This is a genomic window from Flectobacillus major DSM 103 (assembly GCF_000427405.1).
Taxonomy (GTDB): Bacteria; Bacteroidota; Bacteroidia; order Cytophagales; family Spirosomataceae; genus Flectobacillus; species Flectobacillus major.
Window position 1 is genome coordinate 1936817 of record NZ_KE386491.1, and the last position, 20385, is coordinate 1957201.

Sequence of the window (20385 nt, forward strand, 5' to 3'; positions counted from 1 at the left end):
TACTTTTTAAAGATGAAACATAATATTACCAGCAATTTAGCTAAAATTATCATTATATTCCCTCTTTTATTGTTGTTAGGGTGTGGTACCGACAAAAAAGAAGAAGCTATCAAATTTTTTAAAAGAGGAAACTACAAACTAAAAGACCGAGAGTACGAAGAAGCGATTCATTGGTATGGAGAAGCTATTATCAAAAACCCAGATTTTGCCGATATTTATAACAATCGTGGGTTAGCTTATCAGAAAAGTGACAAACTTGAAAAGGCATTAGAAGATTATAACAAAGCACTGGAGGTTGATGCAAAATTTTGGGAAGCCTATTACAATCGTGCAGAATTGTTTTTTGCCTTAGGCAATTTTAAAGCCAGTCTTCAGGACTTAACCAAAATTGCTAAAGTTTATAAAGACTCTAGTTTTTATTTCGTAAGCTTGGGTAATACCAAAACCCAACTCAACGACCTGTCGGGTGCTACAGCCGACTACGAGCGAGCCATATTACTCAACCCCAAAAATGCCGACGCTTATACCAATCATGGCTATTTGTATTTTCAACAAAACAATTATCCTTTGGCTCAAATCGACTTTGAAAAAGCTTTGGCTATCAACCCAAAACAAGATTTTGCGCTCAATAACCTAGCTTTTATTTTAGGTGAAAAAGGTCAATATAAAGAAGCACTGGTTTTGGTAGACAAAGCTATTTTCTTAAAACCTGCTCAGCCTTATTATCTCAACAACAAAGGTTATATCCTTTTACAACTTGGGCAGCTAGAGCCAGCCAAGGAGGCTATTGAACACTCGCTCAGAATTGAAGGTAACAATGCTTTTGCTTTACGCAACCTAGGATTATATTATACAAAAAAAGGGGATACTCAAAAAGCTCAAGAATTGTTAACCAAAGCAAAAGCAATTAATCCAGCGATTAGTTTTGGGCAAAAATAGACTATTATTTGTAGACAAATGCAGTTTGGTTGAGGCGTATTGAACACAAAATGTAATATCTCAAAATAATACAACAAAACACAAGTGTTTTCTCGGCAATTATCGATACATGACTTAGAATAATTATATTTTCCAATAAAAAAAGGAACTGATTTTTCAGTTCCTTTTTTTATTGGAATAGCCTATTAATCATTTTTGGAGGGTTATTTTTCTCGAATTTCACCTTAAAAATGCTTTTCCGAACCGCCTGAGAATCGTGTATTTGAAGGTATTCTAGGTATTTGTACAGAATATTCGATTCTCAGAAAACTGTATTTTAGGCATATTTACCTCGCAGGCATCACAAACGAACGTTTATATTGCTTAAACATTTCGGCATTAACTTTGGCATCGGTTTGTACCTCAAGCAACTGGGGCGAATCAGTAATCTGCATGATTCTGCTAACGGCTTCGGTAAGTTGACCAAAATTAGTAGCCAGAAAATAATCAAGTCCCGACTCCTTAGCAGTAAGTTCTGCGGTAAAATTTTGTTGGGTTTCAAAGTAACCCTCTAGCTCAGGCTGCTTACTTGGCCCATCAATCATTCTAAAAATAACACCTCCATGATTATTCATCAAAATAATTTTGAGATTGGCGGGCAGGTAAATATTCCAAAGAGCATTTCGGTCGTAGAAAAAAGCAACATCCCCCACCAACAAATATACGGGTTGGTCTGTAGCAAGGGCTGCCCCTACCGCAGTACTTACACAGCCATCTATACCACTTGTACCCCTGTTAGCAAACACTTCAATATTTTTATGGGTATCTATTCCAATATGATTGGTATAGCGTACTGCCATAGAGTTGGCAACGTGTAATTGACAGTTATGAGGTAAACTATCAATGATTTGCTTATAAGCATATAACTCGTGCCAAGTACCTATATCAGTCAAAAACTGTTCGCAATGTTGTTGAGCTTTCCATTGGTATTTTTGCCAAGCAGCCAAATACGACCCATCTCGTTCGTCGGAATCACCATTTTTAAAGGCTTCAAAATCTAAATCCTCCAATAGCCTATCAAAAAACACTTCTGGCTTCAGTGGAATACTATGTGTCAAAGATTGAAAAGTATCAATCAAATGCTCGTCGAGTTGCAAATGCCAATGCTCAACAGGTTTATTATTTCTAATAAACCCTTTAAAAGCTTTTGATATAAACGATTTACCAAATGTAATCAGAAGTTCGGGGGCAAGCTCGTCGAGTTCATTATTGATAAACAAATCTTGCTTTGTGATAAAATCGCCCTGTAGGTTAGTAATCACATCGCCCAAGACTACTACATTAAATTCTTCTTGAAGCTTCTGTAAGGTTTTTGATAAAGCTTCGTTAGGTTTATCTTGTCCACCAGCTATCAGAATTTTGTCATATTGCTGAAAACGCTCTAACAGCTCAAACCAAACCGATTTAGGTAATTGAGTTTCAGTAGCAAATCGTTCAATAATTCGCTGAGGCTCAAACCTAATTGTTTCATCGGCAGTAGGGTAAAAAGGCTCTCGTAAGGGTACATTAATATGTACAGGCCCTTTAGGGAAAGCATTAGCCAAATTAACGGCCTCATTCACGACTCGTTGGATATGCCACTGAGCATCGGGGTGAGTATAATCGGTGCCGAGGCTCCATGAGGCCTTCACATGTTTGCCAAAGATAGTATCCTGAAAAATTGTTTGGCCATCATGCTGATGAATCCATTCTGCGGGGCGATCGGCAGTAAGAATGATAAGAGGAATTTCCTGAAAAAAAGCTTCAGCTACCGCTGGGGCATAATTGTATGCCGCCGAGCCAGAGGTACAGCAAATAGCCACGGGCCGCTCAGACACCTGAGCCATACCCATAGCGATAAAAGCAGCCGATCGTTCATCCGAAATTGAGCGAGTCCGAATTTTGGGATGCCTAACTAGTGCAATTGTAAGAGGGGCATTTCTTGAACCAGGTGAAATAACCGCTTCGGTTACGCCTTTCTGAGCAAGTATTTCGGCAATATTGATAATGGGTTGTAAAATCGCCATGATGATATATGCTAAAGATGGGTAAGTCTTATCATAAAAAAAGCCTCTAAAAGAGGCTCAAAAATGCAATCTATAAAGCATCTTATCCTAAATAGGTTTTGAGTGCTTTACTACGTGAAGTATGTCTTAAACGACGAATCGCTTTTTCTTTGATTTGACGAACACGTTCGCGAGTCAAGTTAAATTTCTCACCGATTTCTTCCAGAGTCATGGCATGCTCACCATTCAATCCGAAATACAAAGTTACGACATCAGCCTCACGCTGAGTAAGGGTAGATAAAGCACGTTGTACCTCACGACGAAGCGAGTCATTAATTAAGCCGCTGTCAGGTTTGTCTTCACCGTCATTTTCCAAAACGTCCAAAAGAGAGTTTTCTTCACCTTGTACAAATGGGGCATCCATAGATACATGACGGCCAGAGATTTTTAGGGTATCTACAACTTCGCCAGTTGTGATTTCTAATACTTCGGCCAATTCTTCTGGCGTAGGCTCACGTTCAAACTTTTGTTCAAGTTCAGAAAACGTTTTAGAAATTTTATTCAATGAACCAACCCTGTTCAATGGCAAACGAACAATACGAGACTGCTCGGCCAAAGCCTGAAGGATTGATTGACGAATCCACCATACTGCGTAAGATATAAATTTAAAACCACGAGTCTCATCGAAACGTTGTGCAGCCTTAATCAAACCTAAATTACCTTCATTGATAAGGTCACCTAAGCTTAGACCTTGGTTTTGATATTGTTTAGCAACGGACACTACAAAACGAAGGTTGGCCTTCGTTAGTCTTTCCAAAGAAAGTTGGTCTCCTTCACGAATCTTCTGAGCTAAAATAACCTCCTCCTCTGGCGTTAGCAAATCTACCTTGCCAATTTCTTGCAAATACTTGTCGAGCGACTGACTTTCTCGGTTGGTAATCTGCTTACTAATTTTTAGCTGTCTCATATTAGTTACTACCTCTTGATGTTCTTAGTAGGTTAACAATTATATTAATATTACGAAATTGAGGAGTAAAAGATTGTTGTTAACCACGACAATGTTTTAATTCCCAAAAACAGTTTCCTGAAAAACCAGATACCAAACAGTTATATAAAGATGTATTTTATCAAAATATAACTGTTTGGTAAGAAACAATTTTTATAATATGGTTTAATCTGTCTTCAGGATAACGTTAATATCTTTAACTTTGTTCTATTTCTTTTCTGGTTTTGGCAACAAAGCTTTTCTTGACAAACGATACTTACCTGTTTTCTTATCTACTTCAATCAATTTCACTTTTACTTCCTCTCCAATTTGAAGTACACCGTCCATTGTTTCGAGGCGTTCCCATTTAATTTCAGAAATATGCAATAAACCATCTTTTCCTGGCAAGAACTCAACAAATGCACCGAAAGGCATAATTGATTTTACAACACCATCATAAATTTCGCCTTCTTCAGGAATTGTTACGATTCCTTTTACCATTTTCACAGCAATATCCATTGATGTTTTGTTGGCCGAGAAAATCGAAACATAACCACCATCTTCTTTTTCTTCGATAGTAACCGTTGCACCAGATTGTTTTTGAATATCTTGTACAATTTTACCACCTGGCCCAATTACAGAACCAATTTGGTCTTTGAAGATTTTGATAACTGTAGCACGAGGAGTTTGTGGTTTGTAATCTTGTCTTGGTTCAGCGATAGCCTCCTTCATTTTTCCTAAGATATGAAGACGACCTCTTTTAGCTTGTTCTAAGGCTTCTACCAATACATCGTACGACAAACCATCCACTTTAATATCCATCTGACAAGCTGTGATACCATTTTCAGTACCTGTAACTTTGAAGTCCATATCACCAAGGTGGTCTTCATCGCCCAAGATGTCCGATAAAACGGCATATTTACCTGTTTTCGGGTCACTAATCAAACCCATAGCAATACCCGACACAGGAGCTTTGATAGGTACACCGGCATCCATCAACGCCAAAGTTCCAGCACAAACTGTCGCCATAGACGAAGAACCATTTGACTCTAAGATGTCAGAAACAACACGGATTGTATAAGGATTGTCAGCATCGGGAGGAAGCACTTTTTTCAAAGCACGCATCGCCAAGTTACCATGACCAATTTCACGGCGACCAGGAGCACGGTTTGGTTTTACTTCGCCCGTAGAATAACCTGGGAAATTATAGTGCAACAAAAATCTGTTATAACCAGAAACCATTGCTTGGTCTACAATTTGTTCATCTAATTTTGTACCTAAAGTAACCGTTGTCAAAGATTGAGTTTCGCCACGAGTAAATACAGCCGAACCGTGTGGTGTTGGCAAATAATCTACTTCGCAAGTAATTTGACGAATTTCATCTAACTGACGGCCGTCAAGTCTGAAACGCTCGTTCAATACTAATTGACGGGCAGCTTCCTTTTCAATATCGTGGAAATACCACTTTGCCAAACTTTTGTTGACAGTAGTATCTTCTGGTAAAGAAGCAAAATATTCTTCTTCAATCGCTTTAAAAGATTCTTTTCTTCCGTTTTTGCTAGGGTTAGCCAATTTAGCTACTTCATAATAACGTTGGAAATAAGTATCCCAAAGGAAAGTTCTTAATTCTTCATCGTGTGTTTCGTGGCTATATACACGTTTTTCTGTTTTACCAGTCGCTGCTTCTAGTTCTTTCAAGCCAGCACATTGCACTTGGATAGCTTCATGAGCCAAACGCAAAGCTTGCAACATATCGCTTTCCGAAACCTCGTTAGCTTCACCTTCTACCATCAAGATGTCGTTTGTATTAGCCGCTACGATAAGCTCTAATTCAGCACCTTTTAATTCAGAAGTAGTTGGATTGACAATGTATTCGCCATTGATTTTGGCAACACGAACCTCCGAAATAGGGCCGTTGAAAGGAATATCTGAAACAGCTAAAGCAGCAGCAGCAGCCAAACCTACATAAGCATCTGGCAAAATCTCGGTATCAGCAGAAATCAAGTTAATCATTACTTGAGTATCTGCATGGAAGTCTGAAGGGAAAGTTGGACGCAAAGCACGGTCAACAAGACGGCTTACTAATACTTCATAATCAGACAACTTTGATTCTCTTCTAAGGAATCCACCAGGGATTTTTCCTGCAGAAGCAAATTTTTCTTGGTAATCAACAGAAAGAGGTAAGAAATCTACTCCTTCCTTAGGTGTTTGGTTGGCAACCACTGTTGCCAAAAGCATCATGTTTCCGCTTCTCACTACCACAGACCCATCTGCCTGCTTTGCGAGTTTGCCTGTTTCAATGGTAATTTCCTTACCATCGGGCATTGTGATTTTTTTCGTAATTACGTTAAACGACATAAATAGTTTGCTTAGTACCTTTTACTTATATATTTACAAAACGTTTTGTAAAAGGATTTTGTTGGATTTGCAGTCATCAATAGTTAATCGTCAATTGCCAATAGTGTAGTTTGATTGTTCAGGCGTCTTCACGATTAACAAAACCATCAACTATTAACGAAGACCCAAGGGAAAGAAGAGAAGACGATTTTCGTCTTATGGCAACAGGGAATCCTAAACCAATAGAATTCCCTGTCGTTGAAAGTATATTACTTTCTGATACCAAGTTCAGCAATGATAGCTCTGTAACGAGTAATATCTTTTTTGATAAGATAATCCAATAAGCTTCTACGCTTACCTACCAATTTCAAAAGACCCAAACGAGTTGAGTGGTCTTTTTTGTTCTTTTTCAAGTGTTCAGTCAAGTGATTGATTCTGTAAGTGAAAAGTGCAATTTGCGACTCAGCAGAACCAGTATCGATTTTAGACTTCGCGTTTCCTCGAGATTCGAAAATCTCATGCTTTTTTTCTGAAGTTAAGTACATCTTCAACCAGTTTAAATGTGATAATTTTTGTAAACACGCAAAAATAGCTTTTTCTTTAGTTATTTGCAAATTTAAAGCCTAGTTTACGCAATATTTTTTCAATGAGTGTAGACTTTGACAAACGTTCTTTTATCTTAGCTATAGCCATTGTATATACGTCTGACTCGAATAACCTTGAATCATTACGAGCTTTGGTAAAGAAATATACACCTATGCTAAACAATATCACATTCGATATCCATGCCCCTAACTGTACTATCAACTTACCTTCTTTGGCTAGTTTATCGCCCTGCTGGGTCATTACATACATCAAAATAAAAAAGGATATTGCTACAACTACAGGCATACCAAAACCTCCTTTTTTGATGATAGCCCCCAATGGTGCCCCTATCAGAAACATGACAAAAATGGCAAAGGCATTCGTAAACTTATGATGCCATTCTAAATTAGTTTTTTGAAGGTCTTCTAGTTTAGAACTTACCGTATAAGCATTGCTCTCAGCAAAAGAAATCATATTTTTCGACTGTGATATAGCAAAATCCAGATGTTGATACGGATTTGGCTTGATTTGAGTCTTGATTTTTTTTCCAACCCAATCGCCTTCGTTTGCCATAACTTTCTTTTGTTCTGGCAATAACGGCGTCGGCAATGTCTTTAAACTATATAAGTAATATGATTTGGCAGCCTCGTAAAAGTTTTTGCGATAATCTTGTGTAAGTGTTTTCAAAGAATCGGCATCTTGGCTCAACTCCACTACATTTCGCATAATCTGGTGGTGCTTAAACTGGTCTTCTTCGGTTTTGTGCATATCAAATGCAGCCAGACTCATCACAATTTTACTTTTGGTAAACCCATGCGATGCGTGGTCGGTAGCATCCGAGCTTGATGTACGGTCGGCATCTTCTACGTAGTCATGGCCATTGTATAGTTCAAAAACCAAATATTGCTTGTCCATCATCGTGTACATCAAAGCCGAATCAGCCAAGGTTACGTGTTTGTTGCCATCGTTTTTAGAATGGTCATAAATAATCACGCCCTTGAGCGTTTTGTTATCGGGATATTTCTTCATAACCTTGATACTATAGCCAGGTAAGTCATTATAAAAAATCCCTTCTTTGATATTAAGCGTCGTTTTGGTGGTTTTGATATCATAAAGCAGGCGGTATCCTTTCAAATTAGCCCAAGGCAATGCTACGTTGTTGAACCAAAAAGCAAAAACAGTGATTAAAGATGCTACCACAAAAATAGGTCGCATGGCTCGCCCAATAGAAATACCGGCACTTTTGATGGCTGTCAATTCAAAAAACTCACCCAATTTACCAAATGTCATCAAGGTAGAAAGCAACATGGCCAATGGCAAGGCAATCGGAATAGTAATTAAACCAAAGTAGAAGAATAATTCAAAGTAAAGGTCTATGCCAAGGTCTTTGCCAAATAGGTCGACAAAATACACCAGTATTAAACGCATTAAGAAAATAAATATAACAACAGCAAGGGTTAAGAAGAATGGCCCCCAAAAGGCATTGAGTACTAATTTATCTATTTTTTTCATATAGTAACTTTACAAATTCGCTACAAAGTTATCACTATTGTATGACTAATAAAGTTAAAGTTATTTAAAAGCAAGATTTTCGTGAAGCCTCGTGAATAGAAATTCCTGATGTCTATCTGATTAGATAGGCATACAAATGTGTAGCATAAAAATGCCATGTACACTCCATCCCTCAATGGAGTGACATAAAAACGCTAGTTGGCAGATATTTGACTCAGTACCCATCAACTAGCTTGTGAAACTTAATTACCTACGATTTCTTTCAATTTGTAAATTAAATCTTCCCACAGTTCTGTCAACTCCTCCTCATCCGAATTACCTGAATAATCTATTATTTTTAAATAGGTAGACCCAGTCAAATCACTCACATCCATTTTAAACTCGATGTAGTTATGGTCACGGTCATCGGAGTTAGTCGGAATAAAATCAAACTTTGCGGACTTATTTAATCGTAATTGAGACAATTTGGCAATATGGCTCTCGCCATCCCAAACGAAATCAAATGTAGAGCTATCTTTCAGGGTAACTTTCTCCGCAAACCACTGTTGCAAGCCAGAGGCTGAACTGATATACGGGAATAACACCTTTGGCGATGCTCTTAATTCAAACTCAACAACAAATTTGTGCTTACTCATACGCAAGAATTTAAAATTACCTTTTTGGCAAAGGTATAATTCTCTGATTAATATGCAAGTTTTTATATCATCTTTCCGAAAATAATATGCAAAACAACTTCCAAATGTCTACATATCAGATACTTATACCTAAACACCACATATTTAACAATATTCTAAAAATATATTTTTTTTAGATGTCATAATTAATTGACAACCAACTAGTAATCCTATACGTTACAAATTATTTTCATAATTTTCCATCAAAGCACTTGCCTCCCATATATTAATTGCCTAATTTTGCATCACAAAAAAATAAGGCGGGGTAGCTCAGATGGTTAGAGCGTAGGATTCATAACCCTAAGGTCGGCAGTTCGATCCTGCTCCCCGCTACTATAATCACTCTTTGATTAGTCTTTATTTTTTTATTTTTCGCATGGCGGGGTAGCTCAGATGGTTAGAGCGTAGGATTCATAACCCTAAGGTCGGCAGTTCGATCCTGCTCCCCGCTACTATAAAAGCCTTTCAGCAATGAAAGGCTTTTTTTATACGCATCAAGTCCCTTATTTAAGTTGTATTCCTTTCTAGAATCCTTTAATTTAGTACTATTCTCAAGATTAAACATATTTGATTAATATGGCAAGACCAGCATTTGAAGATATTTATATGGAATTGGCAATCAACCTTTCCAAGCGCTCGCACTGTATCAAGGCTCATGTGGGTGCAGTACTAACAAAAGATACAAGAATTATTTCGATTGGTTATAATGGTCCTCCTTCTGGTACTCATAACTGTGACGAGGAATTTCCAGAACATGGCTGCGAGCGTGACTCAAAGGGTAGCTGTTCGTTGGCTTTGCATGCCGAACAAAACGCTATCTTGTTTGCAGTAAAAAATGGGTCGGAAGTAGAAGGTGCTACTTTATATGTTACGCTGTCGCCATGTATTGCCTGTGCCAGAATTATTTATTCTATGAAAATTAGTAAAGTTATATTCCTTGACTCTTATGCCCAATACAAAGGTTTGCCCAAAGATGAAGGCGTTGAATTTCTGAGAAAATTTGGGGTTGAGGTTGTACAATACGACAAAACGAAATTACAAAAAACAGTATAACAAATATAAGTCATCCCAATGTGAGTGAATGAGTAATTATTTTTGACTATAATTTTCACCAGTAGTGATGCAATGCTTTGATGTTGAACATAAAAAAGGCGTTCGAAATTAGTTTTCCGAACGCCTTTTTTATGTTAAATATCAATTATTAATGATGTACACCACCATCGCCATGAACATGACCATGTTCTAATTCAGACACAGTAGCTTCTCTTACTTTCAAGATAGTTCCTTTAAAGAACATCTCTTTGTCGGCTAATGGGTGGTTAAAATCCATACGAACAATTTCGTCTGTTACTTCCAAAATTTTACCCTGTAGTCTATTACCTCGGTCATCGGTCATAGGCAAGAAATTGCCCACTTCAAGCATTTCGTCTACCACTTCGCCATCTACTTTGAAAATTTCCTTTGGCAATGCTACTACTGCATCATGGTCGTATTCGCCATAACCTTCTTCTGCGGGTACAGCAAATTCAAAGCTATCTCCTTCTTGAAGACCAGCGATATTATCTTCAAAAGCTTCAGGCAAACCACTCATTCCGTGGATAAAGACCATCGGCTCATCTTGTTCTACCGTTTCTACTAACTCTTTTTCACCATTTTTATCAGTCACTGTCAACTCATAAGTCAATGACACAACTTTTGCATTTGAAATTTGCATTATCTTAAATATGTTTTATCTGTCGACAACTTGACACAAAACAGGATAACCTACCCAGAGAAGTTGTCGACTATAACTCTAAGTAACTTCAAACAGACATCTCTCATATAGTTTGTCCATTTTTTTACAAACGTAAGGTTTTTTCCTTAACTTTATGGAGAGACAACATCAAATTTCTATAAAAAGTTGAATTACTTATCACATATTTACTTGTCGGGTCAAGATGAAGACATTATCATTGGCAACTTCCTAGGCGATTATGTCAAAGGGCATTTGAGTAAACTCGAAAAAAGTCCTTATAACAAAAGAGTCTTGACTGGTATTGCTCTGCACCGACAAATCGACTCCTATACCGACGCTCATCCGACTGTACGCAAAAGTACCGAAAGGCTCAAATCCAAATACCATAAGTTTTCGGGCATTATTGTGGATATGTACTACGACCATATTTTGGCCAAAAACTTTCATCAATTTTCAGATATTCCTCTTACACAATTTAGTCAGCAATTCTATGAGCTTTTGGCTCGACGCAGCGATGATATTCCAGCGGCACTCGACCGCATGGTGGTATCTATGACTACTCGTGACTGGCTGAGTAATTACGCTACCTTGGAAGGCTTATCGTGGGCATTGCGGGGTATTGCTTCTCGCCTCAAGTTTGTTTCGGGTATAGAAAATGCTACCGACGATTTGGTGGCCGACTATCATCGTTTTGAAGAAGACTTTATGGCTTTCTTTCCTGAAGTACAAGCACATAGCGTCCGCTTTTTAGAACAGCCTTCTTTTTGAGTTCTTAAAAAACAAGCCTGATTCGCTTTTCTGTCAATAATCATGCTTAATTTTAGGTTGTTTTATCAAAGAATACCTTTAACAGATTCCGATAATGCCCAAATTAGTACAAGACGTTTTAAAAGAATTAAAAAAAAAACATTTCGCACCGCTTTACCTTCTTCATGGCGATGAACCTTTCTTTATTGATAAAGTTACTGACTTTATTGAAGAAAACGCTTTGCCTGTAGCCGACCGCAGTTTTAATCAATATATATTATATGGTAAGGATTTGACCGTACCAAGCTTGCTTTCGTATGCCAAACGCTTTCCGATGATGTCAGAACGACAATTGATTTTGGTAAAAGAAGCTCAAGGAATACAGGGTATAGAACAAAAAGAGATGCAAGCAGCCCTAGAAGCTTATGCCAAAAACCCTCTTCCTTCTACTGTATTGGTGCTTGCCTTTAAAGATAGCGTTGACGAACGACGCACTTGGGTGAAAGCTTTTGACCAACAGGGTATTTTGATGAGTTCCAAAAAAATGTACGACAATAAGATTCCAGACTGGATTATCGACTATTGTCATGAGTCGGGCGTAAAGATTAGCCCAAAGGCTGTACAAATGATTTTGGAAAACGTAGGAAACGATTTAAAACGTATTGCTTCTGAAATCGATAAGATTATTATTAATCTTAAAGTCAACGAAGAAATCAATGCCAGTGTTGTCGAACGATTTGTGGGTATTAGCAAAGAATATAATTATTTTGAATTTCAAAAATCCCTAATCCAGAAAGATGTATTGAAGGCTAATCAGATTGTCAATTTTTTTGCCTCTAATCCCAAAGACAACCCTTTAGCTCCTATTATTCTGCTGCTATTCAACTTTTTTAGCAAAGTCCTATTAGCCTATACCACTAGCGACAAATCCGAAAAAAATCTGGCTGCGGTTTTGGGTGTTAATCCCTTTTTTGTCAAAGACTACATCCAAACGCTTCGTCATTATAGTTTACCCAAAGTGGTACAAATCATTCATGAAATCAAGGAAATAGAATTACAAGCCAAAGGTATCGACTCCGTTTCGAGCCCCGATAGCGAAAAACTAAAAGAGCTTACTTTCAAAATCTTGCATTAAAATACCTAGATCTTGTATCCTCCGACAGTTTCGTCAGAATAGCCATCTTTCATAAGGTGGTTTTTTTTTGCCATCGCCTCTCAATTTCAATGATATAGTCTGATTTATCTAACAGCATTAACTTTTGCCCAGCAATATTCTATTATTTTACTGATACTTATCTATCATTTAAACTATTTTTATAATACAAGTTTAAGTAAGACCTTTGTATCAGTTAAAACAAACTATATGAATATGTTATTTGAATCTTTTCAACTAGAACATAACTATCTAAAAAATAAAATAGTTATGCCACCCATGACCCGCTCAAGAGCGGCAAAGGGAGAAGTACCAACTGCGTTAATGGCAGAATACTATGCACAAAGGGCTTCGGCTGGTCTTATTATTACAGAAGGCACACCCATTAGTACTCAGGGAAGAGGCTATGCTTGGACACCCGGAATTTATACACAAGCACAAATTGAAGGCTGGAAAAAAGTAACTCAGGCTGTACATGCCAAAGGAGGAAAAATATTTGTACAACTTTGGCATGTGGGTAGAGTTTCACATACTTCTTTACAAGAAAACGGAAATAGCCCTGTTGCCCCATCAGCTATTCTGGCAGAAGGCGTAAAGGTATTTTTGGCCAAAAACGGGCAAGAAGCTAGTAGTGGGCAAGGCGAAATGGTACAACATTCGATGCCTCGCTCTCTCTCAATTCCAGAAATTCATCAAATTATTCAGGATTTTGTACAGGCTGCTCGCAATGCCATAGAAGCAGGCTTTGATGGCGTAGAACTCCACGGAGCCAATGGTTATCTGATAGAGCAATTTATAGATTCACAAACCAATAAGCGTACCGACGAATACGGTGGCTCGTTGGAAGGACGTTTACGATTTCTGAAAGAAGTTACTACTGCCGTTGCAGATGCCATCGGAGCCAACAAAGTAGGCGTACGTCAAGCTCCACTTACTACATTAATGGGTGCAATCGACGACACGCCTGAAGAAACCTATATTGCCGCCGCCAAAATACTCAACGAAATTGGTGTTGCTTATATCCATATTGCCGAAGCCGATTGGGACAATGCCCCCGAAATGGCCGTCGACTTTAAGGCAGCCTATCGCAAGACTTTTAAGGGAGCATTGATTTACTCTGGAAAATATACCGTACAACGAGCTGAAGAAGCTCTACAAAGTGGCTGGGCAGATTTAATCGGGTTTGGTCGTCCATTTATAGCCAACCCCGATTTGCCTTACCGCCTTCAATATGGCTTGCCACTCAACGAACCCATCCGTGAAAAATTCTTTGGGGGAGGTGCCGAAGGCTATACCGATTATCCTTTTGCTGAAAACAAACAACTTTAATCATCAACATTATCATGAAAAGACCCTTAGGTACAAGTCCTATCCATGTTTCACCACTTACCCTTGGCACATTTGCTATTGGCGGATTGATGTGGGGAGGCAACCAACAACAAGATTCTATCGAAGCAATACAAACAGCCATCGAAAATGGTATTACCTCTATAGATACCGCTCCATTTTATGGTTTTGGATTAAGCGAAAAAATGGTGGGGAAAGCCATCAAAAAATATGACCGCTCGAAAGTAGAGATTTTGACCAAATTTGGCTTGGTTTGGGAAGACGACGTTAAAGGAACACCAGCCTTCGAGATTCAGTCGGACGGAAAAAATATTCCTATTTATAAAAATGGTAAAAAAGAAAATGTTGTCAGAGAAGTAGAGAATAGCCTACAACGACTTCAAACAGATTATATCGACCTTATTCAGTTACATTGGCCAGATGCTGGTACGCCTATTGCTGAAACAATAGAAGCAATGCTGTTACTTCAAGAACAAGGAAAAATAAGAGCCTTCGGAGTATCTAATTACAGCACAGAACAAGTACAGGAAGCTCTACAAACAACCCAAATACACTCTAATCAGGTTTGGTACAGCATGTTACACCGAGCTATCGAGCAGGATTTAGTCCCATTCTCGGTACAAAATAACATTGGTATTATTGCTTATAGCCCACTAGAACGTGGCTTACTTACAGGCAAATACCTCAACAATCCACAAGGGTTGAGCAGCCAAGACCACCGTAATGGGTATTTCCAACAGTTTGATATACCTCAACTTACCTTACTTCTAACAGTATTACAAGATTTGGCCTCTGCCAAAAATTGTAGCGTCGCTCAATTGGTGTTAGCATGGACAATCTCCCAACCCGGTATTACCACCGTATTGGGAGGAGCAAGAAACGGTCAACAGGCTGCTCATAATGCAGAAGCTTTACAAATAACACTTACCCAAGACGACATCAAGCTCATAGCTCAATACATTTAATCAACCATCATTATGGCTATCAATATGTTTGAACCTGCTAACTGGGGTTCTTTTTCTATCAAAAATCGTATTGCTATGGCTCCCATGACAAGAGCCCGCAATGCCAACGGTATCCCAAACGCCAGTAATGCCTTATATTATGCTCAACGCACTGGAGCAGGCCTGATTATTACAGAGGGTACAGCTATTTCTGAGACATCGAAAGGAGTACTCCATATTCCTGGCTTATACCAACAAGCACAAGTAGAGGGCTGGGCCAAAGTAACCAATGCCGTACACCAACAAGGAACACGCATATTTACCCAACTTTGGCATGTAGGGAGGGTTTCTCATATTTCTATTCAACCCAACCAACAACCTCCCGTTGGGGCTTCAGATATTCAGGCGGCAAACTCTACTGCTTGGGGGTATGACGAAAATGGGAAAGAAGGTTTTGTTACTTGCTCAAAACCCCGTGCTTTGACAACAAAAGAAGTAAAAGCTGTTAGCCTAGATTTTGCGAATGCGGCCCAAAATGCCATAAAGGCTGGTTTTGATGGCATAGAATTACACGGAGCCAATGGTTATTTAATCGAACAGTTTTTAAACCCGTATATCAATAATAGGTCAGATGAATATGGAGGAACACTCGAAAATCGTTGCCGATTTTTATTAGAAACGATTGATGCTTGTATTGATGCCATTGGAGCTGATAAAGTTGCCATTCGCTTAACACCCTATGGTGGATTGCACGAACTGCCTCATTATGACGAAATCGAGAAGACTTATCAATATTTGGCGAAAAATCTTTCGGAAAGAAAAATTGCCTATATTCACCTTATGGACCAAAAATCACGAGGCAGTTTTGCTTTACCCGACGGCTTTTTAGAGCGTTTTCGTAGTTGGTACAATGGCATTATTATTCTTGCTGGTGGTATGACCAGAGAAAAATCCGAAAGCCTCATCAACCAAGGGCTTATTGATATTGCTGCTTTTGGAGAAGATTTTATTGCTAATCCTGATTTGGTTGAACGCCTACAAAACCGTTGGCCGTTTACGCCGCCCAAAAGGGAACTCCATTATGGCCTCACTATGGAAGGCTATATTGATTGGAAAACCTACAGCGAAGCACAAGTTGAAAGTGTAAACTTGTAATATCATACTCTTAATGAATCGCTATTGGATTGTTCTTCTATAAAATTTAGATTTTTTCAACAAATACCAAACGAGTACAACATTCAGCAACATTGATAAAATAGTATAATGATAGACAAACGAGTATTACCATTAGCAATAGGTGGTTTAGGAATAGGCACTACCGAGTTTTCAATCATGGGACTTTTACCCGACATTGCTCGCTCTATGAACGTCACTATTCCAGAAGCAGGACATTTTATTTCGGCCTATGCTTTGGGCGTAGTAGTTGGGGCTCCTTTACTTATTGGCTATTCGGTCAAATATCCCCCCAAAAAAGTATTATTGGCATTAATGATACTTTTCACCCTGTTTAATGGGCTTTCAGCTATTACATCCAACTATACCAATATGATGATAGCAAGGTTTTTGTCGGGGTTACCTCATGGAGCTTTTTTTGGAGTCGGAACAGTCGTAGCCTCGCAGCTAGCAGGAAAAGGGAAAGAGGCAAGGTATATTTCATTGATGTTTTCGGGACTAACCATAGCTAATTTGGCTATGGTTCCTTTAGTAACCTTTGTTGGACATACATTTGGCTGGCGGTGGTATTTTATTATCGTAACATTGATAGGATTAATTACTTTGTTATCGCTATATTGGTGGCTACCCAATATCAAAAGTCAGCAAAAAGCTAGTATCCAAGAAGAACTACGGTTTCTTAAAAATGGGCAATTCTGGTATGTATTCTTATTAGCCTCTATTGGCTTTGGCGGACTATTTGCGTGGTTCAGCTATATCACACCATTGATGACCATCGTAGCAGGGTTCTCACCTCAAACAATGGCCTATATCATGGTATTGGCGGGTAGTGGTATGGTAGTTGGTAATCTCATAGGAGGTTTTCTTGCCGATAATATGGGTGCAACCAAAACAACAGCTTGGCTATTATTTGCAATGATGATTGCTTTAACCTGTGTATTCTTGTTCTCCTCCTATAAAATCCCTGCATTATTTCTCACATTTGTCTGTGGAGGGTTGTCAATGTCAACGGCCGCCCCTGTCAATATTATGATGATGAAAGCCTCTCCTGGTTCTGAAATGATGGGAGCTGCATTTATGCAAGCAGCTTTTAACATAGCTAATTCGGCGGGAGCTTTTTTGGGAGGAATTCCTTTAGAATATGGATACTCCTATAATTATCCTTCGCTTGTTGGTGTAGGAATGACTCTGATAGGATTAGCCATTTGTACAAGTTTCTTTCTGAAATATAATTCTCCCAAACTGATCAAAACATAACGCTCTATAAGGTTAATGTCTTTTTTATTAGCAGCCGAATCTACTAATCCGTCTGCTAATAAAACCCTTCAGGTTACCAGTTTTTTTAGATTAATAGATTTTCAAGGTTATTGAGAATATGTAATAGCTTCCACTATGTCGTATTTTCTTATTAGTTGGCAAATATAAAAACAACTTTCCGTGTAATTATTGTAGGATATATAAAAGCAAAAGGCATCAAAATCATTGATTTTGATGCCTTTTATTTTGTGATCCCGCTGGGATTCGAACCCAGGACCCATACATTAAAAGTGTATTGCTCTACCAGCTGAGCTACGGAATCGTGTGATTAGGCATATTGCCTTTTCACTATATATAAAGTGGTTCACGCTGGAACCGAAGGGAAAATTTGCCACTGGCAATCTTCGTGATCCCGCTGGGATTCGAACCCAGGACCCATACATTAAAAGTGTATTGCTCTACCAGCTGAGCTACGGAATCTTAACCTACTCTAATAATCTTGTATCTCACAAAAATAACGCCTTATTTCTGCTACTGTTTGTCAACCCTAAAGTCGATAACCTTTTTTTGTGATCCCGCTGGGATTCGAACCCAGGACCCATACATTAAAAGTGTATTGCTCTACCAGCTGAGCTACGGAATCTTAACCTACTCTAATAATCTTGTATCCCACAAAAATAACGCCTTATTTCTGCTACTATTTATCAACCCTAAAAGTCGACAACCTTTTTTGTGATCCCGCTGGGATTCGAACCCAGGACCCATACATTAAAAGTGTATTGCTCTACCAGCTGAGCTACGGAATCTTAACCTACTCTAATAATCTTATATCCCACAAAAATAACGCCTTATTTCTGCTACTGTTTATCAACCCTAAAGCCGACAACCTTTTTTGTGATCCCGCTGGGATTCGAACCCAGGACCCATACATTAAAAGTGTATTGCTCTACCAGCTGAGCTACGGAATCTTAACCTATGCTATTATTTTCTTTGCGATTGGAATTATGAAGACAAATGAACCTAAACTCTTTTATCACTTTCGCTATTCTAATCTATTTGTATCGTTAGATACTTTTGTGATCCCGCTGGGATTCGAACCCAGGACCCATACATTAAAAGTGTATTGCTCTACCAGCTGAGCTACGGAATCGTTGCGTTTAAGGCTGCGTTTTACTATTTTTGTATTCCCGCTTTGTTTTCCTTAATTGCGGTGCAAAACTACTATTTATAGAAACATAATGCAAGCACTCCATCTAAAAAAAGTTATATTTTTTTTCGTTTTTTTGTTTTGTTTACCGCAACTTTCTAAGTGTCTGAGTGATACCTACTCACTTAAAAAGGCGGATTCACTTTACAAAATTCAAAATTTTTCTGCTTCAGAAGTCATTTTTGAGCGAGAATTACCCAAAATAGAAAAACCGTCTCACATAATTTTTTTAAAATTAGCCAACATTAATGAGAAAAAAGGAGACTATTTACGCTCTCTTTATTACCTCAATAAGGCTTATGAAATAAAACCCAATGAGAAAATTTTGGCAAAACTCAGTGATATTGCTCAAAAATATGAACTGAAAGGTTACGAAATGAACGACTTCAACTTCCTGATTTTACTCTATAAGCAGTACTCAGGCTTTCTGATTGGGTTGATGTTGGTTATTGCTATTTATATTTTCGTTGTACTTTTTATTAAAAAATATAAAAATCAATATACACCATTCTCTCAAAAAGTCATTTTGGCTATTTACCTTATTGGGATAGCAACGCTCTTAAATCTTCCCGACAAGTACCACCAAGGCATTATCAATTCGGATGGAGTTTTGTTACGTACCGAGCCTTCAGCTGCCTCTGGCGTAGAGGTGTCTATCAACAAAGGGCATCGACTCAATATTATTGGCGGAGAAGATATTTGGAGAAGAGTATTCTGGAATGATAAACTTTTGTATGTAAAACAAAGTGACATTTGGATGGTAGAATAAATCCATAAGTTGTATAAATAAAAAAGAGGTTATCTTACAAAGACAACCTCTTTTTTTATTTTTTCTTCAAAGGCGAATCCTTCTCTTTGGCCAATGTATTATATACCAACTTGTCGGTAAGGCTAGGAAGCCATTTATTCAAAAATACAGTTAATTTGCCTTGCGAAGTCATAATAAGTTCTCTTTTTCTTGTTTTTACTGCTTTGAGAATACGTTGAGCTACCTCTTCGGCCAACATCATACCCGATTCATCACGCATGGTTTCTCCTTTGGTATTGCCATCGCCACCCAAAGAGGCTACCCTGATATTGGAAGCCGTAAATCCTGGGCAAGCTGTAAGTACATGAACACCCTCGTGCAGGAGTTCTGTTCGTAATGATTCTAAAAAGCCATTCATAGCAAATTTTGAAGCCGAATAACCAATTCTTACTGGTAGCCCTCGATAGCCCGCAATCGACGAAATACCAACAATCGACCCTTTGCTTGCTTTGATATAAGGCAAAGCATATTTGGTAGCGTACACCGTACCATAAAAATTAATATCCATTACCTTCTTAATAACATCGGTATCGCACGATTCAAACATCGATCTCATACTAATTCCTGCATTATTAATCAAAACATCTATTTTGCCAAAATGAGCAACCGTTTTTTCAACCACCTTTTTATTATCTTCCTCCACACTAACATCAGCAACCAAGGCTAGGTTATCAATACCCGCTGCACTTAGCTCTTGACTGGCCTGCTCCAAAGCATCCGCTTTTCGTCCTGTAATAACAATTTTTCCACCTTCTTGTCCAAATGCAAAGGCCATTGCTTTGCCAATTCCAGAAGAAGCACCTGTAATGATAATAACTTTATCCTTCATAAGTTTTACTTCTATATAATATCTATATTTTAAGTTTCCCAAAATTATGGATAAATTCAGAAAATAACGAATTCGTACCGACTTTGTACAATATACAACTCACTTGATTTTACCTATCACCGAGATTCT

General features: G+C 38.3%; 17 protein-coding genes and 8 tRNA genes. 11 read left to right on the forward strand and 14 right to left on the reverse strand.

Annotated features, from left to right (window positions below; translation table 11 throughout):
* Positions 1-12: 12 nt before the first annotated feature.
* Positions 13-939 (forward strand): tetratricopeptide repeat protein, encoded by a 927-nt coding sequence (locus tag FLEMA_RS68130; protein ID WP_052354054.1) that lies wholly within the window; start codon positions 13-15, stop codon positions 937-939.
* 326 nt (positions 940-1265) lie between these two features.
* Here the strand turns inward: FLEMA_RS68130 and menD are convergent, their stop codons facing one another.
* The 6 genes from menD to FLEMA_RS0110010 form a co-directional block, all read right to left on the reverse strand.
* Complete coding sequence (menD, locus tag FLEMA_RS0109985) at positions 1266-2984, reverse strand: 2-succinyl-5-enolpyruvyl-6-hydroxy-3-cyclohexene-1-carboxylic-acid synthase (RefSeq protein ID WP_026995354.1); 1719 nt, start codon at positions 2982-2984, stop codon at positions 1266-1268.
* A gap of 82 nt (positions 2985-3066) precedes the next feature.
* Positions 3067-3930, reverse strand: a complete 864-nt coding sequence (locus FLEMA_RS0109990; protein WP_026995355.1) for a sigma-70 family RNA polymerase sigma factor — start codon at positions 3928-3930, stop codon at positions 3067-3069.
* A gap of 246 nt (positions 3931-4176) precedes the next feature.
* Positions 4177-6306: a polyribonucleotide nucleotidyltransferase gene (gene pnp, locus FLEMA_RS0109995; RefSeq protein ID WP_026995356.1), complete on the reverse strand. Its 2130-nt coding sequence runs from the start codon at positions 6304-6306 to the stop codon at positions 4177-4179.
* 248 nt (positions 6307-6554) lie between these two features.
* Positions 6555-6830, reverse strand: a complete 276-nt coding sequence (gene rpsO, locus FLEMA_RS0110000; protein WP_026995357.1) for a 30S ribosomal protein S15 — start codon at positions 6828-6830, stop codon at positions 6555-6557.
* 55 nt (positions 6831-6885) lie between these two features.
* Complete coding sequence (locus tag FLEMA_RS0110005) at positions 6886-8382, reverse strand: LptF/LptG family permease (protein WP_026995358.1); 1497 nt, start codon at positions 8380-8382, stop codon at positions 6886-6888.
* Positions 8383-8624: 242 nt separating this feature from the next.
* Positions 8625-9017 (reverse strand): START-like domain-containing protein, encoded by a 393-nt coding sequence (locus FLEMA_RS0110010; RefSeq protein ID WP_026995359.1) that lies wholly within the window; start codon positions 9015-9017, stop codon positions 8625-8627.
* Positions 9018-9315: 298 nt separating this feature from the next.
* Between FLEMA_RS0110010 and FLEMA_RS0110015 the strand changes: the two genes are divergently transcribed.
* The 3 genes from FLEMA_RS0110015 to FLEMA_RS68135 all read left to right on the forward strand — a co-directional run bounded on the left by FLEMA_RS0110015 (position 9316) and on the right by FLEMA_RS68135 (position 10109).
* Positions 9316-9389, forward strand: a tRNA-Met gene (locus FLEMA_RS0110015).
* 45 nt (positions 9390-9434) lie between these two features.
* Positions 9435-9508, forward strand: a tRNA-Met gene (locus FLEMA_RS0110020).
* Positions 9509-9632: 124 nt separating this feature from the next.
* A complete protein-coding gene (locus tag FLEMA_RS68135) occupies positions 9633-10109 on the forward strand; it encodes a deoxycytidylate deaminase (protein WP_044171206.1) in 477 nt (158 codons plus the stop codon).
* 148 nt (positions 10110-10257) lie between these two features.
* On the opposite strand, the gene FLEMA_RS0110030 is transcribed toward FLEMA_RS68135, so the two are convergent.
* Positions 10258-10770, reverse strand: coding sequence for an FKBP-type peptidyl-prolyl cis-trans isomerase (locus FLEMA_RS0110030; protein WP_026995360.1), 513 nt, complete (start codon positions 10768-10770; stop codon positions 10258-10260).
* Positions 10771-10956: 186 nt separating this feature from the next.
* On the opposite strand from FLEMA_RS0110030, the gene FLEMA_RS0110035 reads away from it, so the two are divergent.
* The 6 genes from FLEMA_RS0110035 (at position 10957) to FLEMA_RS0110060 (ending at position 17412) form a co-directional block, all read left to right on the forward strand.
* On the forward strand, positions 10957-11559 hold the full coding sequence (locus tag FLEMA_RS0110035; protein ID WP_026995361.1) for an acyl carrier protein phosphodiesterase: 603 nt from the start codon (positions 10957-10959) through the stop codon (positions 11557-11559).
* 94 nt (positions 11560-11653) lie between these two features.
* Positions 11654-12673, forward strand: coding sequence for a DNA polymerase III subunit delta (gene holA, locus FLEMA_RS0110040; RefSeq protein ID WP_026995362.1), 1020 nt, complete (start codon positions 11654-11656; stop codon positions 12671-12673).
* A 234-nt stretch (positions 12674-12907) separates the two neighbouring features.
* Positions 12908-14020, forward strand: coding sequence for an alkene reductase (locus FLEMA_RS0110045; RefSeq protein WP_026995363.1), 1113 nt, complete (start codon positions 12908-12910; stop codon positions 14018-14020).
* A 14-nt stretch (positions 14021-14034) separates the two neighbouring features.
* Positions 14035-15003: an aldo/keto reductase gene (locus FLEMA_RS0110050; protein WP_026995364.1), complete on the forward strand. Its 969-nt coding sequence runs from the start codon at positions 14035-14037 to the stop codon at positions 15001-15003.
* A 12-nt stretch (positions 15004-15015) separates the two neighbouring features.
* Positions 15016-16137, forward strand: coding sequence for an alkene reductase (locus FLEMA_RS0110055; protein WP_026995365.1), 1122 nt, complete (start codon positions 15016-15018; stop codon positions 16135-16137).
* Between the two features lie 108 nt (positions 16138-16245).
* A complete protein-coding gene (locus tag FLEMA_RS0110060; protein ID WP_218918529.1) occupies positions 16246-17412 on the forward strand; it encodes an MFS transporter in 1167 nt (388 codons plus the stop codon).
* Positions 17413-17661: 249 nt separating this feature from the next.
* Here the strand turns inward: FLEMA_RS0110060 and FLEMA_RS0110070 are convergent.
* The 6 genes from FLEMA_RS0110070 to FLEMA_RS0110095 all read right to left on the reverse strand — a co-directional run bounded on the left by FLEMA_RS0110070 (position 17662) and on the right by FLEMA_RS0110095 (position 18562).
* A tRNA-Lys gene (locus tag FLEMA_RS0110070) sits at positions 17662-17734 on the reverse strand.
* Positions 17735-17819: 85 nt separating this feature from the next.
* Positions 17820-17892, reverse strand: a tRNA-Lys gene (locus FLEMA_RS0110075).
* Positions 17893-17982: 90 nt separating this feature from the next.
* Positions 17983-18055: transfer RNA gene (locus FLEMA_RS0110080), tRNA-Lys, on the reverse strand.
* Between the two features lie 90 nt (positions 18056-18145).
* Positions 18146-18218 (reverse strand) — tRNA-Lys (locus tag FLEMA_RS0110085).
* 89 nt (positions 18219-18307) lie between these two features.
* Positions 18308-18380: transfer RNA gene (locus tag FLEMA_RS0110090), tRNA-Lys, on the reverse strand.
* A 109-nt stretch (positions 18381-18489) separates the two neighbouring features.
* Positions 18490-18562 (reverse strand) — tRNA-Lys (locus FLEMA_RS0110095).
* 382 nt (positions 18563-18944) lie between these two features.
* On the opposite strand from FLEMA_RS0110095, the gene FLEMA_RS76790 reads away from it, so the two are divergent.
* Complete coding sequence (locus FLEMA_RS76790) at positions 18945-19388, forward strand: hypothetical protein (protein ID WP_144080076.1); 444 nt, start codon at positions 18945-18947, stop codon at positions 19386-19388.
* Positions 19389-19443: 55 nt separating this feature from the next.
* On the opposite strand, the gene FLEMA_RS0110105 is transcribed toward FLEMA_RS76790, so the two are convergent.
* Entirely contained in the window at positions 19444-20256 is an 813-nt protein-coding gene (locus tag FLEMA_RS0110105) for an SDR family oxidoreductase (RefSeq protein WP_026995368.1), read from the reverse strand.
* Positions 20257-20385 lie beyond the last annotated feature (129 nt).

Bases quoted from the DNA above. Each gene is read 5' to 3' on its own strand.
- FLEMA_RS68130 (WP_052354054.1), top strand. From the start codon at position 13: ATGAAACATAATATTACCAGCAATTTAGCTAAAATTATCATTATATTC.
- menD (WP_026995354.1), bottom strand. From the start codon at position 2,984: ATGGCGATTTTACAACCCATTATCAATATTGCCGAAATACTTGCTCAG.
- FLEMA_RS0109990 (WP_026995355.1), bottom strand. From the start codon at position 3,930: ATGAGACAGCTAAAAATTAGTAAGCAGATTACCAACCGAGAAAGTCAG.
- pnp (WP_026995356.1), bottom strand. From the start codon at position 6,306: ATGTCGTTTAACGTAATTACGAAAAAAATCACAATGCCCGATGGTAAG.
- rpsO (WP_026995357.1), bottom strand. From the start codon at position 6,830: ATGTACTTAACTTCAGAAAAAAAGCATGAGATTTTCGAATCTCGAGGA.
- FLEMA_RS0110005 (WP_026995358.1), bottom strand. From the start codon at position 8,382: ATGAAAAAAATAGATAAATTAGTACTCAATGCCTTTTGGGGGCCATTC.
- FLEMA_RS0110010 (WP_026995359.1), bottom strand. From the start codon at position 9,017: ATGAGTAAGCACAAATTTGTTGTTGAGTTTGAATTAAGAGCATCGCCA.
- FLEMA_RS68135 (WP_044171206.1), top strand. From the start codon at position 9,633: ATGGCAAGACCAGCATTTGAAGATATTTATATGGAATTGGCAATCAAC.
- FLEMA_RS0110030 (WP_026995360.1), bottom strand. From the start codon at position 10,770: ATGCAAATTTCAAATGCAAAAGTTGTGTCATTGACTTATGAGTTGACA.
- holA (WP_026995362.1), top strand. From the start codon at position 11,654: ATGCCCAAATTAGTACAAGACGTTTTAAAAGAATTAAAAAAAAAACAT.
- FLEMA_RS0110045 (WP_026995363.1), top strand. From the start codon at position 12,908: ATGTTATTTGAATCTTTTCAACTAGAACATAACTATCTAAAAAATAAA.
- FLEMA_RS0110050 (WP_026995364.1), top strand. From the start codon at position 14,035: ATGAAAAGACCCTTAGGTACAAGTCCTATCCATGTTTCACCACTTACC.
- FLEMA_RS0110055 (WP_026995365.1), top strand. From the start codon at position 15,016: ATGGCTATCAATATGTTTGAACCTGCTAACTGGGGTTCTTTTTCTATC.
- FLEMA_RS0110060 (WP_218918529.1), top strand. From the start codon at position 16,246: ATGATAGACAAACGAGTATTACCATTAGCAATAGGTGGTTTAGGAATA.
- FLEMA_RS0110105 (WP_026995368.1), bottom strand. From the start codon at position 20,256: ATGAAGGATAAAGTTATTATCATTACAGGTGCTTCTTCTGGAATTGGC.